Here is a 14,989-nt window from a genome sequence, read left to right on the forward strand (position 1 = left end):
CATGCCCACGCGCCGGCCCGGCCCGAGCGCGCTACGCCCCAGGGAGGAGAAATCCATGCCGCAATCCGCGCTGTCCGTGTTCCGCCGCAGCTTCGCGGCCCGCCGCTGGCGGGTCATCGCCCTGGCCGCCGCCGCTGCATGCGGCGCGGTCCCGACCGGCACGGCACTCGCGGCCGGCGCGCAGTCCGCACCGGCCTATACCGGCCACATCATCGTGCGCTGGCGCGACGGCGCCAGCGCGGTCGATGGCAGCGGCGCCGTCAAGTCGCCGGCTGCCGCCGAAGCCCTCAAGCAGCTGAGCGAACGCACCGGCATCGCCCTGTCGGCACGGCGCGCCATGGGCGGCAACCTGCAGCTGCTGCAGGTGGCCGACGCCCATGCCGCCGATCCCGAAGCAGCGGCCGCACGGCTGCGCCAGGATCCGCGCGTGGCCGATGCCGTGCCCGACCGCTGGCTGCGGCTGCACGACACCCTGCCCGACGATCCCGAGTTCCAGGTCAACCAGCCGTACCTGAAGGGCACCGGCACCGCAGTCGGCGGCGTCAACCTGCCGCGCGCGTGGGACCGCACCCGGGGCAGTACAGGCATGGTGGTGGCGGTGGTCGACACCGGCATCCTGCCCCATCCCGACCTGCAAGGGCGGCTGCTGTCCGGGTACGACTTCATCAGCACCACCACGGTCTCCAATGACGGCGACGGCCGCGACGGCGACCCGACCGATGCCGGCGACAACCTGCCGGCCGGCTTCACCTGCCCGGGCAGCAGCACGCCCACGCCCGATCCTACCAACAACAGCTGGCATGGCACGCGCGTGGCCGGCGTGCTGGGGGCGCAGACCAACAACGCGCGCGACATCGCGGGCGTCGACTGGAACGCGCGCATCCTGCCGGTGCGGGTCTCCGGACGCTGCGGCGCGCTGCTGTCAGACACCGTCGACGGCATGCGCTGGGCTGGCGGCCTGCCGGTGCCGAACGTGCCGGACAACCCGACGCCGGCGCGCGTGGTCAATATCAGCCTGGGCGGCGGCAGCTGCAGCAGCATCGAGCAGCAAGCCGTCAACGACCTGAATGCGCGCGGCGTGGTGGTGGTGGCCGCGGCCGGCAACAACCGCGGCGCGGTCGAGGCGCCGGCCGACTGCAGCGGCGTGATCGCGGTCACCGCGCACGCCAACGACGGCGAGAACGCCAGCTATGCCAACGTCGGCCCGCAGGTGGCGATCAGCGCACCGGGCGGCGGCTGTGGCAACTCCCAGGTGGTCGACGGCCGCTGCACGGTCACGCCATCGGTGATCCGCACGACGAGCAACGATGGCAAAACGTCGCTGGGCAACTACGTGGTGGCGTCGTCGGCGGGCACCAGTTTCGCCGCGCCGATGGTCTCGGGCGTGGTAGCGATGATGTTCACGCTCAACGGCTCGCTGACGCCCGCGCAGGTCACCGCGGCGCTGAAGAGCTCGGCGCGTCCGCATCCGTCCGGCACCTTCTGCACGACCAATCCGGGAGTGTGCGGCGCGGGCCTGCTCGATGCCGACGGCGCGCTGCTGGCCGCGCTGGGCATGCCGCCGGTGCAGGCCGCGCCGGCGCCGGCCGCGGATGACGGCGGCGGCGGCGCGGTGCCGCTGTGGAGCGCGCTGCTGCTCGCGGTGGCGGGCCTGTTCAGCTTCGCGCTGCGGCGCCGGGGCTAGCACTCAGGCGGCCGCGCCGTTGCTGCGCGCCGGCCGCCGCGCCAGCCACCACTCCTGCAACACCCAGCACATCAGGCCGGCCACGGCGCCGGCCGCATGCGCCACGCGCACCACGCCGAAGCCCCACGCCGGATCGAACACCACCGGCGCCAGCCACGACTGTTCCACCCAGACCTTGGCCAGCACGCCCAGGCACAGCAGCACGCCGGTGACGCGCGCCAGTCCCGGCGCGCGCAGCAGCCCCAGCGCGCCCCACAGCGCCAGCCCGTGCAGCGCGCCCGAGAGCCCGCCGTACCAGGCAATCGCCGGCACGCGCAGCAGCACCAGCTGCACCGCGATGCCGCACGCCACCAGCACCAGCAGCAGGCTGCGCACCCGCGCCACGCGCGCGCAGATCGCCAGCACGCCGCTGGCGGCGAGCATGTCGGCCAGCCAGTGATGGCCATCCAGGTGCACCCACATCGCCGTGGCCAGGCGCCACCACTGGCCGTCGACCCGCACCGCATCGCGCAGGTACAGGCCATGCGCGTGCCACCAGGGAAGAAAGGTGAAGGCGGCCGACAGCGACCATACCAGCGCAACCGCCGCCAGCAGCCCCGGCCACGATGCGCCGGCCGGCGCCGGCGCGCTGGCGGCCTCAGTCGTCACCGAACACGGCCCGCCACAGCGTTCGCACCGCCGCGGTCTGCGCGGCCATCGATGCCGGCGCCACGCGCGCATGGACCTGGCCGTCGAGACGCATCTGGTGCTGGCGCGCGCGGAACAGCCGGTAGGCGTCGCCCACCGCCAGCGCCAGCGTGGCATCGATCAGGCCCAGCTCGCCGGCTTCGCGCAGCAGCGCGATATTGCCGGCATTGCGCGTCAGCTGCGGATGGGCGCGGCTATGCAGCAGCACCAGGTACTGCACCGTGAATTCGATATCGACCATGCCGCCGCGATCGTGCTTCAGATCGAACAGGTCGGTGGGGTTGGGATGGCCTTCGGCAACCTTGCGGCGCATCTGCGCGATCTCGCCGCGCAGCGCCGCGGCGTCGCGCTCCTGGCACAGCACCTCGTCGCGCAGCGCCTCGAAGCGCGCGCCGATGGCGGCGTCGCCGGCGCAGAAGCGCGCCCGCGTCAGCGCCTGGTGCTCCCAGACCCACGCGGTGTTGTCGCCCTCGCGCAGCTGGTAGCGGCGAAACGCGTCGAAGCTGGTCACCAGCAGGCCGGCCGCGCCATTGGGGCGCAGCCGCGTGTCGACGTCGAACAGCGCGCCGGCCGCGGTATGGCTGGTGAGCCAGGTGATCAAACGGCGCGCATAGGCGGCATAGACCTCGGGCGCGCGCTCGTGCTCGTCGTCGTACAGGAAGATGATGTCCAGGTCCGAGGCATAGCCCAGCTCCTTGCCGCCCAGCCGGCCATAGGCGATCACGGCGAAGCGCGGCACCTCGCGGTGGCGCGTGGCGAGCTGGCGCCACACCGTTTCGAGCGTCGCGTCGAGCATGGCATCGGCCAGGTCGGACAGGCGGTCGGCCACCTGCTCCACCGTCAGCATCCCCTGCAGGTCCTGCAGCAGCACGCGGAAGGTCTCGGCATGGTGCTCGCGCCGCAGGATGTCCATCTGCTGCTCGACCTGCCCCTCCGCGGCCAGCAGCCGTTCATGCAGGCGCTTGCGGAACGCGGCCCAGTCGGGCGCGCCGGCCAGCGCGTCGCTGTCGAGCAGCTCGTCGAGCAGCTGCGGATGGCGCGTCAGGTAGGCCGCGGCCCAGCGCGAGGCATGCAGCGTCTGCGCGACGCGATCCATCGCCTGCGGGTATTCGGACAGCAGCGACAGGTAAGAGGCGCGCCTGCTGATCGCCTCGAGGAAGTCGATAAAGCGTCCGATGGTGCTGTCGGCATCGTCCTGGCGCGCGGCCAGGTCGAGCGCGCGGTTGACCAGCTGGTCGAAGCGCGCGCGGCTGGCTTCGGACAGCGCGCGGTAACGCAGCGACGCGGCGATCGCGCGCAGCCGGTCCAGCAGCGCATTGCAGTCGGTAAAGCCGGCGGCCTGCAGCCGCTGGCACGGCACCGCGCTGTCGGCTTCGGTCTGCGACGGGTCCTGGCGCGGGGTGTCCTGCGCGCGCGCGGCGCTGTTTTCCATGACGATGTCCGGCCACAGGGCCTCGCACGGGCCGGCGTCGGGGTCGGAAAAGGTGGCTTCGAACTGCTGCGCCACCGGTTCCTGCAGCTCGGCAAGCCGCGCCAGCAAGGCCGGCCAGTCGGCGCAGCCCATCATCCGCGCCACGGCCTGCTGCTCGTCCGGTGCAGTGGGCAGGTGGTGCGTCTGCGCGTCGTCGCGGTATTGCAGCCGGTGTTCGAGCTGGCGCAGGAAGCGGTAGGCATCGCCCAGCTGTGCGGCCTGGCCGGCGGGCAGCAGGCCGCGCCCGACCGCCACCGCCAGCACCTCCAGCGTCGGCCGGATGCGCAGCGCGGGATCCTGGCCGCCGCGGATCAGCTGGAACACCTGCGCCATGAATTCGATCTCGCGGATACCGCCGCGGCCCAGCTTGATATTGAACGAGCGCTGGTTGACACCGTGCCCGGGCAGGCCGCCGCTGCGCTTGGCGGCCTCGCTGCGGATCTGCGCGTGCAGCGAGCGGATCGCCGCGATCACGCCGTAGTCCAGGTAGCGCCGGAACACGAACGGCGACGTCAGCCGCGCCAGCAGGCCGGCGGTACGCTGCGCATGGGGCGAGTCCAGCGCCGACACCACGCGGCCCTTGATCCAGGCGTAGCGCTCCCACTCGCGCCCCTGCACCACCAGGTATTCCTCAAGCATGCCCAGGCTGCAGGCCAGCGGCCCGGCATCGCCGTTGGGACGCAGGCGCATGTCGACACGGAAGACGTAGCCGTCGGCGGTCACGTCGGCGAGCAGGTTGATCAGGCGGCGGCCCAGGCGGATGAAGTACTCGTGGTTGGACAGGGTGCGCGGGCCGCCCTGGGTCTCGCCATCCTCGTCGTAGAGGAAGATCAAGTCGATATCGGACGAGACATTGAGCTCGCGCCCGCCCAGCTTGCCCATGCCCACCACCACCAGCTCCTGCACCTCGCCGCTGTGCGCGCCGACCGGGCGCCCGAAGGTGGCGGCAAGATCGTCGCCCAACACCGCCAGGCCGTGCTGGATCGCCAGTTCGGCGAGATCGGTCATGGCCCCGGTGACCTCGCCCAGCGTTGCCAGGCCGCGCAGGTCGCGCTCGATCACCGCGCACATGACCTCGGCGCGCAGCCGGCGCAGCGCGCGCTTGGCGGCGTCCTCGGCGTCGGCCGAGGGCGCATGCAGCGCCTGCAGCCGTGCTGCCATCCAGGCGCGCGTAAGAGGCTGCGCCACCGCGGCGGCGAGGATTTCCGGCAGTTCCGGACGGGCCTGCAGCACGCGCCGCGCGTAGTGCGAGTACGCGGCCGAGTACAATACGTCGCCGCCTGCCCGGGCGCCTTCGCCATCCGGCTGCAGCGCCTGCGCCGCGGTGACGGCAAAGGCGCCGGCGGCCATGGTGCCGGGGCCCTGCCCCGGTGCGACGGACGCCGCATGGGCGGGTTCCGGTGTGGCGCGCGCGCCATGTTGGTCAGCAGCGTCGCCAGCGGCGGAACTCGTCGGATCAGAGGCAGTCATTCCAGTATTTGAAATGCGAGCAAAGGTGCGAAAGGTGCGGCCAGGGGTACCCCGCCGCGGTGCGCGCAGCTTGCGCATTTCTTGTTTTAGCCGGCCGGGCACCAGATTGGAGAGCGGCTAGTATTGTCGGATAATCTGCGCATGTCCAGCCGCGCCCCACAACCCGCTGACGGTTCTCCCCCCAATGGCGGCGCGGGCGGGCACGAGGCCGCCACCACGCTGCCCGCTACGCCCACCGGTTCCCTTGGCATTGACGCCCCCGACGCCCCCCGGCGGAGCTGCGCGTGGGCGCGCGCCGGGGCACTGGCCCGCGCCAGTGCGCGCGCGGTCGCGGCGGCCGTGCGCCATCCGTTCTGGCGCGCCCTGGGCCGCGGTCTGGTGCGCGTGGCGCTGGTGCTGGCCGTGCTGGCGCTGGCGGCCGGGCTGCTGATCCGCTTCGTGCTGTGGCCGCAGGCCTCGGCCGCGCGCGAGTGGCTGGAACAGCGCGGCTCGCAGGCGCTGTCGGCGCAGGTCAGGATCGGCTCGCTCGATACTTATTGGGACGGCTGGCACCCCGCCTTCCGCGCGCGCGGCCTGAGCGCGGTGGACGGCCAGCAGCGCGCGCTGCTGTCGGCCGCCACCCTCGACGGCAAGCTGGCGTGGCGTTCGCTCATCAGCATGAACCTGCAGTTCGTCAGCCTGAGCGCCAGCGGCACCGACATCCTGGTGCGCCGCACGCCCGAGGGCCGGCTGCTGGTCGCAGGCATGATGGTCGACGCCACCGGCGGCCAGCAGGACGACGACCGCTTCCTGGGCTGGCTGATGTCGCAGGGGCGCGTGGCGCTGTCCGACGGCAAGCTGCGCTGGCTCGACGAGAAGGCGCGCCTGCCCCGGCTCGACATCGGCGAGATCCGCCTCGACACGCGCCGCGAGGGCGCGCGCCACACCTTCCACCTGGAAGCGCGCTCGCCCGCGCTGGGCCCGCGCCCGCTCGAGGTGCGCTCGACCTTCCGCGACGACTACCTGCACAGCGCCGGCAACTGGCGCCACTGGACCGGCCAGGCCACCTGGGACCTCGGCCAGCTGCAGTTGCCGGTGCTGCAGCGCTACCTGGCGATGTTCGAGCGCGTCGCCAGCGGCACCTTCAGCACCGACGGCAGCATCGAATTCCGCCAGGGGCGCATCGTGCGCAGCCAGACCCGGCTGCGCGCCAGCGGCGTCGACCTGCAACTGGCCGGCGCCGCCGCGCCGCTGCGGCTGGCCAACGCGCAGGCTCTGCTGCTGCACCGGACCGAGCGCGACGGCAGCAACCTGCTGACCGTCGACACGCTGCTATGGCAGCCCCTCCAGCCGCAGCAGGCCCAGCAGCCGGCAGTGCCCGATGCCGGCAACGCGCCCGCGGTGGCCGACGGCAGCTGGCGCGAAGGCATGCGCAAGGTGGCTATCGGCTGGGCCCGGGCCAAGGACGGCACCCTGAACAAGTTCTCGCTGAAGGCGCCCTCGCTGGACCTGAACACGGTGCGCGCGCTGGCCACCTCGATGCCGATCGATACCGCGCTGCTGCGCCAGTTGCGCGCGCTGCAGCCGGCGGGGCACATCGACAACCTCAACGTCAGCTGGACCCGCGCGCGCACCGGCATGCTCGAGCGTGGCGGCGGCAAGCCCCACTACAGCATCCAGGGCACGCTGCGCGAGGTCTCGATCAACGGGCAGCCCGCGGTGCCGGCGCTCGACAACGCCGGGCATCCGCGGCTGGGCACGCCGGGCTTCGCGCGCCTGTCCGGCACCTTCGCCCTCGACGACCAGCAGGGCAGCGCGCGCTTCGAGGGCAATGACGCGGCGCTGGTGCTGCCGGGGCTGTTCGAAGACCCGCGCCTGGGGTTCGACCAGATCGGCGGCGACGTGCGCTGGCAGCGCCGCGACGGCAAGCTCGCGGTGACGCTGGAGAGCGTGCGCTTTGCCAATGCCGACGCCGCCGGCTCGGTGCGCGGCACCTGGCGCGAAGGCGGCGACGGCGTCTCGGGCATCGCCGACCTGGCCGGCGAGATGACCCGCGCCAAAGTGGCGCGGGTGCCGCGCTACCTGCCGCTGAGCATTCCCGCCGGCACCCGCCACTACCTGTCCGGCGCGCTCACCGGCGGCGAGGCGGCCGGGGTCAGCTTCGTGCTGCGCGGCGACCTCGCGCACTTCCCGTTCCAGGCACCGCGCGAGCAGGCGGGCGAGTTCCGCGTCGAGGTCCCGATCGAACACGTCAGCTACCAGATCGCACCGCATGACGCGAGCCACGAGCCGGCGCACGGCACCCCCGGCGCATCGTCATGGCCGGTGTTCACCGACATCGCCGGGCGCGTGGTGTTCGACCGCGGCGGCATGACCTTCCTGGCGCGCCGGGCCACGGTGCAGGACATTGCCGGCGTCACGCTGCACGATGTCAGCGGCCGCATCGACGACCTGAGCCCGCGCGGCAAGCTCGCCATCGACGGCAGCGCCACCGGGCCAGTGCAAGGCTTCGTACGCTACATCAACGCCTCGCCGGTGCGCGAGTGGACCGGACACGTGGCCGATGCGGCCCGGGCGGGCGGCAACGGCGAGCTGAAGCTCAAGCTCGAGATGCCGCTGGAACACGCCGACGCGGCCAGGGTCGATGGCCGCTTCCGCTTTCCCGGCAACGATGTCGTGCTCAGCCCGCAACTGCCGCTGCTGGGCAATGCCAGCGGCGTCATTACCTTCAACGAGCATGGCTTCGGGCTGGAAAACATTCGCGCGCGCTTTCTTGGCGGCGAGCTGCGCCTTGCCGGCGGCACGCAGCCGGACGGCGCCACGCGCGTGAACGCCAGCGGCCAGGCTTCGGCCGCCGGGCTGCGCGAGGCTGCCGCGGGCACGGCGCTGGCGCCGCTGGCGGCGCGGCTGGAAGGCACCACCGGCTACAGCGCGGTGATCGGCGTGCGCGAGCGGCAGATGCAGGTCCAGCTGAACTCCGAGCTCAACGGCATGGCGCTGCAGCTGCCGGCGCCGCTGGCCAAGGCCGCCGCGCCCGCATTGCCGCTGCGCGTCGAACTACGCCCGGCCGCGCCTGCGGCCAATGCCGCGCGCGCCGGCACCGACGAACTGGCGCTGCAGCTGGGCAATGTGCTCAACGCCCGCTACCTGCTGCGCCGCGATGGCGGCAACGGCTTGGAAGTGCTGGCGGGCGGCATCGGCGTGCAGCAGGCGGCGCCGTTGCCGGCCGCGGGCGTCAGTGCCGGGGCCACCTTCGACCAGCTCGATATCGATGCCTGGCGCGCGACCTTCGCCGGTGGTGCTGGCGGCGCGGGGGCCGACGAGCAGCCCTCGCCGTTCCTGCCCAGCCGCATCGCGCTGCGCGCACGCACGCTGCACGGCATGGGCCGCACGCTCGACGAGGTCGTGCTCGACGCCAGCCGCGAGGCCGACGGCTGGAACGCCAGGGTCGAGTCGCGCCAGGTTGCCGGCGCGGTGCAATGGCGCCCGGGCGCGACGGCTGCCGCCGGTTCTCTGCGCTTGCGCCTGGCGCGCCTGAACGTGCCCGATGCCAGCGACGAGCACAACGTGGTCGATGCGCTGGCGAGCAGCATCGACACCTTGCCGGCGATCGACCTGGTCGCCGACCAGTTCATGCTGCGCGGCCACGACTTCGGCAAGCTCGAGGTCAAGGCGCATACCGAGACCAGTACCGGCGGCACCGATCCGGTCTGGACCCTGGACAAGCTGCAGATCGAACAGCCCGGTGCCACCCTGACCGGCAACGGCAGTTGGCGCGTGCCGCGCCGCCTGCGCGCCGACGCCAGCGCCGAGCGCCGCACGCTGCTGTCGTTCGCCATCGACGTGCGCGATGCCGGCGCGACGCTGGACCGGCTGGGGCTGCCGCATACCCTCAGCGACGGCAAGGGCAAGCTCGAAGGCCGCGTGGCGTGGCGCGGCTCGCCGCTGTCGATCGACTATCCGACGCTGACGGGCAAGCTGTCGCTGGACCTGGAGAACGGCCAGATCCTCAGCGTCGAGCCGGGCGCGGCCCGCCTGCTGGGCGTGCTCAGCCTGCAGGGCCTGCTGCGCTTTGCCACGCTGGACTTCCGCACGCTCTCGGGGCGCGGGCTGCTGTTCGACCGCATCACCGGCAGCGGCACCATCGAGAACGGCGTCGGTACCATCCAGGATTTCAAGCTGCGCAGCCCGCAGATCATCGCCAGCATGAGCGGCACCGCCAACCTGCTGCGCGAGACCCAGGATCTGCGCGTCGAGGTGGTGCCGCGCATCAACGCCACCACCACGTCGATCGCCGCGGCCTTTATCAATCCGGCGCTGGGCATCGGCACGCTCGCCGCGCAGCTGTTGTTCGCCGACGAGTTCTCCAAGATGTTCACCCAGCACTACCGCATCTCGGGCAGCTGGGCCAACCCACAGGTCGGCAAAGTGGAGGACAATAAGGCGCAAGGCCCGACCTTCGACAACCGCGCGGATCCGGCCTTCCCGCGCTAGAAGAAGATGCCGCCCCCATGACACCAGCCAGCCCTGCCCCGTTCCGCGTTGCCGCCGTCCAGACCGTCACCGGCACCTCGCTTGACGCCAACCTGGCGCGCACCGAGGCGCGCATCGCCGAGGCCGCCGCCGGCGGTGCCGAGCTGGTGCTGCTGCCCGAGTACTTCTGCATCATGGGCCGCGCTGAATCCGACAAGGTGGCCGTGCGCGAGCACGACGGCGACGGCCCGGTGCAGCAGTTCCTGGCCGACGCGGCGCGCCGCCATGGCATCTGGCTGGTCGGCGGCACGCTGCCGATGTGGTGCGACGACCCGCAGCGCGTGTACAACACCTCGCTCGCCTTCAACCCGCGCGGCGAGCGCATCGCGCGCTACGACAAGATCCACCTGTTCGGTTTCACCCGCGGCACCGAAAGCTATGACGAGTCGCGCACCATCCTGGCCGGGCGCACGCCGGTCAGCTTCGATGCGCCCTGCGGCCGGGTGGCGATGTCGGTGTGCTATGACCTGCGCTTTCCGGAGCTGTACCGCGGCCTGGCCGCCGACGGCGGCACCAGCCTGATACTGATGCCGGCCGCCTTCACCTACACCACCGGGCAGGCCCACTGGGAAATCCTGCTGCGCGCCCGCGCCATCGAAAACCAGTGCTATGTGCTGGCGGCGGCGCAAGGGGGCAAGCACGAGAACGGCCGGCGCACCTGGGGACATTCGATGCTGGTGGACCCGTGGGGCGAAGTGCTGGCGATGCTGCCCGAAGGCGAAGGCGTGGTCGGCGGCGTGATCGACCCGGCGCGGCTGGAGGAAGTCCGGCAGAACCTGCCGGCATTGCAGCACCGGGTGCTGTAGCATGTACGCAAGCGCGGGGGCCGATGGCGCCCTCGCCCACAGGATTGTTTGCCGCGCCGGCCAGCCCGCGCGGCCCAAGGAAAAAAGGACCTCTCATGAACGCCGGCGATCTCGGAATCCGCAACCTGGCCACCGCGCAGCAACTGCTGCTGGCGCCGTACGGCCTGGACGAAGCCAGGCTGCAGCGCGTGCTGGCCGATATCTTCACGCACAAGGTCGACTACGCCGACCTGTACTTCCAGTACACCCGCAACGAGGCCTGGAGCCTGGAGGAAGGCATCGTCAAGTCGGGCAGCTTCAGCATCGACCAGGGCGTGGGCGTGCGCGCGGTCTCGGGCGACCGCACCGCCTTCGCGTATTCGGATGAAATCAGCCTGCCCGCGCTGTCGCAGGCGGCAGCCGCCACGCGCACCATCGGCAAGGCCGGCAGCGGCCGCGTCAAGGTCGCCGGCGAATTGGCCACGCACGCGGGGCGCAACCTGTACACGCCCAACGACCCGCTCGACTCGATGAGCGCGGCGGAAAAGGTGGCGCTGCTGGAGCGCATCGAGCGCATGGCGCGCGCCAAGGATCCTCGCGTGGTGCAGGTCATGGCAGGCCTGGCCGGCGAGTACGACGTGGTGCTGGTGGCGCGCAGCGACGGCGTGATCGCCGCCGACGTGCGCCCGCTGGTGCGGGTCTCGGTCACGGTGATCGCCGAACAGGGGGGGCGCCGCGAGATCGGCTCGTCCGGCGGCGGCGGCCGCTATGCCTACGGCTATTTCACCGACGACCTGCTGCAGCAGTACGTGGACGAGGCGGTGTCGTCGGCGCTGGTCAACCTGGATGCGCGTCCGGCTCCGGCCGGCGCCATGACCGTGGTGCTGGGCCCGGGCTGGCCCGGCGTGCTGCTGCACGAGGCGGTCGGCCACGGGCTCGAAGGCGACTTCAACCGCAAGGGCTCGTCGGCGTTCGCCGGCCGCATGGGCGAACGCGTCGCGGCCAAGGGCGTGACCGTGGTCGACGACGGCACGCTGGCCAACCGCCGCGGCTCGCTCAACCTGGACGACGAAGGCAACCCGACCCAGTGCACCACGCTGATCGAGGACGGCATCCTGCGCGGCTATATCCAGGACACCCTCAACGCGCGCCTGATGAAGATGCCGGTCACCGGCAACGCGCGCCGCGAGAGCTATGCCGCGCTGCCGATGCCGCGCATGACCAACACCTACATGCTCAATGGCAACAAGGACCCGCAGGAAATCATCGCGAGCGTCAAGAAGGGCCTGTATGCGGTCAACTTCGGCGGCGGCCAGGTCGACATCACCAACGGCAAGTTCGTGTTCTCGGCCAGCGAAGCCTATATGATCGAGGACGGCAAGATCACCTACCCGGTCAAGGGCGCGACCCTGGTCGGCAACGGCCCGGAATCGCTCAAGGACGTGACCATGATCGGCAACGACATGCGCCTCGACTCCGGTGTAGGCGTGTGTGGCAAGGAAGGCCAGAGCGTCCCGGTGGGCGTGGGCCAGCCGACGCTGCGCATCGAGAACATGACGGTGGGCGGCACGGCCTAAAAGAACGGAGTTCAATAGGCCCACACCGAACGAACTAGCCAAGGCAAGGTGTTCTCCCTCTCCCGCACGCGGGAGAGGGAGTAACCAGGCGGCAAGCAGCAACGCCGCAGTTCACGGCCACACCCCTCACGGCCGCACTTCATACACCAGATTGAACGGCGTCTGCGCCGCGCGCCGGAAGCCGTGGAAGCCCGCCTGCTCCGCCACCGCGCGCATGCGCGTCTCGCCCGCCTGCGCGCCCAGGCACAGGCCGACTTCCTGCGAGCGCGATGCCGGCGTGCAGATGAAGGTCGACGCGGAATAGAACACCCGGCCCACCGGGTTCAGGTTCTGCTCCAGCGCATCGTTGGCAAAGGGTTCGACGATCATCCAGGCGCCGTCGGCGCGCAGGCTCTCGCGCACGTGTCGCGCCGCGCCAACCGGGTCGCCCATGTCGTGCAGGCAGTCGAACACCGCCACCAGATCATAGTCGTTGCCGCCATAGTCCTTGGCGCTGGCCACCTCGAAACGCACGCGCTCGGCCACGCCGGCGCGGCGCGCGGCCTCGGCCGCATGGCGCACAGAGGGCTCGTGGTAGTCGAAACCGACAAAGCGCGACGCCGGAAATGCCTGCGCCATGATGATGGTCGACGCGCCATGGCCGCAGCCCACGTCCGCCACCATGGCCCCGGCCTTGAGCCGCGCCGTCATGCCGTCCAGCGCGGGAATCCATTCCGACACCAGATGCGCCGCATAGCCGGGCCGGAAGAAGCGTTCGGTGCCGTGGAACAGCGCGGGGTCGTGCTCGTGCCAGCCCAGTCCGCGGCCATTGCGGAAGATGTCGATCATCTTCGGAATTGCGCGGAACTGCGCCACGGCGATCTGGAACGCGCCCGGGATAAATGCCGGGCTGCCTTCCTGCGCCAGCGCATAGGCCTGCTCCTCGTTCAGGCTGAACTGCCCCGAACCCGCGTCATAGTCGACATAGCCGCTGGCCGCCTGCGCCGACAGCCATTCGCGCAGGTAGCGCTCGTCGGTATGGGTCTTGGTCGCCAGCATGGCGACGGTCATCGGCTTTTCCGCCAGCGCCTTGTACAGCCCGAGTTCATCGCCGACGACCACGGTCGCGGCATGCATCACCGCCCCGATATCGCCGACGAATTTTTCCATGAAGGCATTCAGCCTCGCTTCATCGACGCTCATGATGCACCTCCCCGTGCGCACGGCTCCCCGCTTCCAATATAGCCATCGGCCCTACCTGGAAAAGCCGAAAAGCGGCGGCGGCACCGGGCTCGCAAGGTCTAGCCGAAATGCAAGGCGGGTTGGTGCGCCAGCGCACGGCATGGCTGCGGCGACACTTGCCAACCCTGGCAAAAGGCGCTATAAAGATGCTTCGTCGCGCGGCCCTCGGCCAATGCGCAACGAAAATAATCGAAGCGGCGCGCAATTTCCTGCCTTTCTGCCACGCAGTGCAGCATAAATCCAGCGCCCGCGAAGCAAATCGTTTCAAGCTGACCCAAGCCAACGCCTTTTCCCGCCATGTCCGCTAAGTTTTACTTTTACTTTTTTGGCGATCTCACACCGCTGGCGGATAGGGAGGGACGGCTGTAAGCAGCGCCCCGAATACAAAAAAAACCGCCAGCGACCCTGGCGGTTTTTTTATACCCCTTTGTTTTCCCACACACTCACGACCTCACAAGAATCCTGGAGCCATCATGCTGAAGAACACCGACGACCTGCGCATCCGCGAACTCAAGGAGCTGCTGCCGCCCGCGCACCTGATCCGCGAGTTCGGCTGCTCCGAACAGGCTTCGGACGTGATCTACGGCGCGCGCCAGGCCATGCACCGCATCCTGCACGGCATGGATGACCGCCTGATCGTCATCATCGGCCCGTGCTCGATCCACGATACCCGCGCCGCGCTCGAATACGCCAAGCTGCTCAAGGTGCAGCGCGAGCGCTTCGCCGGCGAGCTGGAGGTCGTGATGCGGGTGTATTTCGAAAAGCCGCGCACCACGGTGGGCTGGAAAGGTCTGATCAACGACCCGCACATGGACGGCAGCTTCAAGATCAACGACGGCCTGCGCACCGCGCGCGAGCTGCTGCTGACCATCAGCGAAATGGGCGTGCCCACCGGCACCGAGTACCTCGACATGATCAGCCCGCAGTACCTCGCCGACCTGGTCAGCTGGGGCGCGATCGGTGCGCGCACCACCGAGTCGCAGGTGCACCGCGAGCTGGCGTCGGGACTGTCGTGCCCGGTCGGCTTCAAGAACGGCACCGACGGCAACGTCAAGATCGCGGTCGACGCGATCAAGGCCGCGTCGCAGCCGCACCATTTCCTGTCGGTGACCAAGGGCGGACACTCGGCGATCGTGTCGACCTCGGGCAACGAGGACTGCCACGTGATCCTGCGCGGCGGCAAGGCGCCCAACTACGACGCCGCCAGCGTGCAGGAAGCGTGCGACGCCATCGCCAAGGCCGGGCTCGCCTCGCGCCTGATGATCGACGCCTCGCACGCCAACAGCAGCAAGAAGCACGAGAACCAGATTCCGGTGTGCGCCGACATCGGCCGCCAGATTGCCGCCGGCGACCAGCGCATCATCGGCGTGATGGTCGAATCGCATCTTGTGGCCGGCCGCCAGGACCACGTGCAGGGCCAGCCGGTCGATGAACTGACCTATGGCCAGTCGGTGACCGATGCCTGCATCGGCTGGGACGACTCGGTCAAGGTGCTCGAGGGCTTGGCCGAGTCCGTGCGCCAGCGCCGGCTGGTGTCGGGCAGCGGCAACTGAAGCGCAGACGGAAGCAACGACTGAAGCCA

At 70.6% G+C, this 14,989-nt stretch carries 9 protein-coding genes; 6 read left to right on the plus strand and 3 right to left on the minus strand.

The genetic code is table 11. From position 1 onward, the window contains the following. Positions 1 to 55 precede the first annotated feature (55 nt). Positions 56 to 1,684, plus strand: a complete 1,629-nt coding sequence (locus tag MKD50_RS13760) for a rhombosortase-dependent MprA family serine protease (protein WP_252667350.1) — start codon at positions 56 to 58, stop codon at positions 1,682 to 1,684. Between the two features lie 3 nt (positions 1,685 to 1,687). Here MKD50_RS13760 and rrtA read toward each other — a convergent pair whose 3' ends face one another. Both rrtA and glnE read right to left on the minus strand, forming a co-directional pair. Then, positions 1,688 to 2,332, minus strand: a complete 645-nt coding sequence (rrtA, locus tag MKD50_RS13765; protein WP_115706474.1) for a rhombosortase — start codon at positions 2,330 to 2,332, stop codon at positions 1,688 to 1,690. After that, complete coding sequence (gene glnE, locus MKD50_RS13770; protein WP_501993630.1) at positions 2,322 to 5,192, minus strand: bifunctional [glutamate--ammonia ligase]-adenylyl-L-tyrosine phosphorylase/[glutamate--ammonia-ligase] adenylyltransferase; 2,871 nt, start codon at positions 5,190 to 5,192, stop codon at positions 2,322 to 2,324. Before glnE ends, rrtA begins: the two co-directional genes overlap by 11 nt. A 261-nt stretch (positions 5,193 to 5,453) precedes the next feature. Between glnE and MKD50_RS13775 the strand changes: the two genes are divergently transcribed. The 3 genes from MKD50_RS13775 (at position 5,454) to tldD (ending at position 12,186) form a co-directional block, all read left to right on the plus strand. Further along, complete coding sequence (locus MKD50_RS13775) at positions 5,454 to 9,785, plus strand: YhdP family protein (RefSeq protein WP_252667352.1); 4,332 nt, start codon at positions 5,454 to 5,456, stop codon at positions 9,783 to 9,785. A 17-nt stretch (positions 9,786 to 9,802) separates the two neighbouring features. After that, on the plus strand, positions 9,803 to 10,630 hold the full coding sequence (locus tag MKD50_RS13780; protein ID WP_252667353.1) for a carbon-nitrogen hydrolase family protein: 828 nt from the start codon (positions 9,803 to 9,805) through the stop codon (positions 10,628 to 10,630). Between the two features lie 95 nt (positions 10,631 to 10,725). Beyond that, positions 10,726 to 12,186 carry a metalloprotease TldD gene (gene tldD / locus MKD50_RS13785; RefSeq protein WP_252667354.1) on the plus strand — a complete coding sequence of 487 codons (1,461 nt, stop codon included), beginning with the start codon at positions 10,726 to 10,728 and terminating at the stop codon, positions 12,184 to 12,186. A 126-nt stretch (positions 12,187 to 12,312) separates the two neighbouring features. Here tldD and MKD50_RS13790 read toward each other — a convergent pair whose 3' ends face one another. Further along, positions 12,313 to 13,368, minus strand: a complete 1,056-nt coding sequence (locus MKD50_RS13790) for a class I SAM-dependent methyltransferase (RefSeq protein WP_240074045.1) — start codon at positions 13,366 to 13,368, stop codon at positions 12,313 to 12,315. A gap of 155 nt (positions 13,369 to 13,523) precedes the next feature. On the opposite strand from MKD50_RS13790, the gene MKD50_RS13795 reads away from it, so the two are divergent. Both MKD50_RS13795 and aroG read left to right on the plus strand, forming a co-directional pair. Continuing rightward, positions 13,524 to 13,715: a hypothetical protein gene (locus tag MKD50_RS13795; RefSeq protein WP_240074043.1), complete on the plus strand. Its 192-nt coding sequence runs from the start codon at positions 13,524 to 13,526 to the stop codon at positions 13,713 to 13,715. Positions 13,716 to 13,880: 165 nt separating this feature from the next. Further along, a complete protein-coding gene (aroG, locus tag MKD50_RS13800; RefSeq protein WP_115706469.1) occupies positions 13,881 to 14,960 on the plus strand; it encodes a 3-deoxy-7-phosphoheptulonate synthase AroG in 1,080 nt (359 codons plus the stop codon). Positions 14,961 to 14,989 lie beyond the last annotated feature (29 nt).

The sequence above is a fragment of the Cupriavidus mimosae genome (assembly GCF_023952485.1).
Lineage (GTDB): Bacteria > Pseudomonadota > Gammaproteobacteria > Burkholderiales > Burkholderiaceae > Cupriavidus > Cupriavidus taiwanensis_C.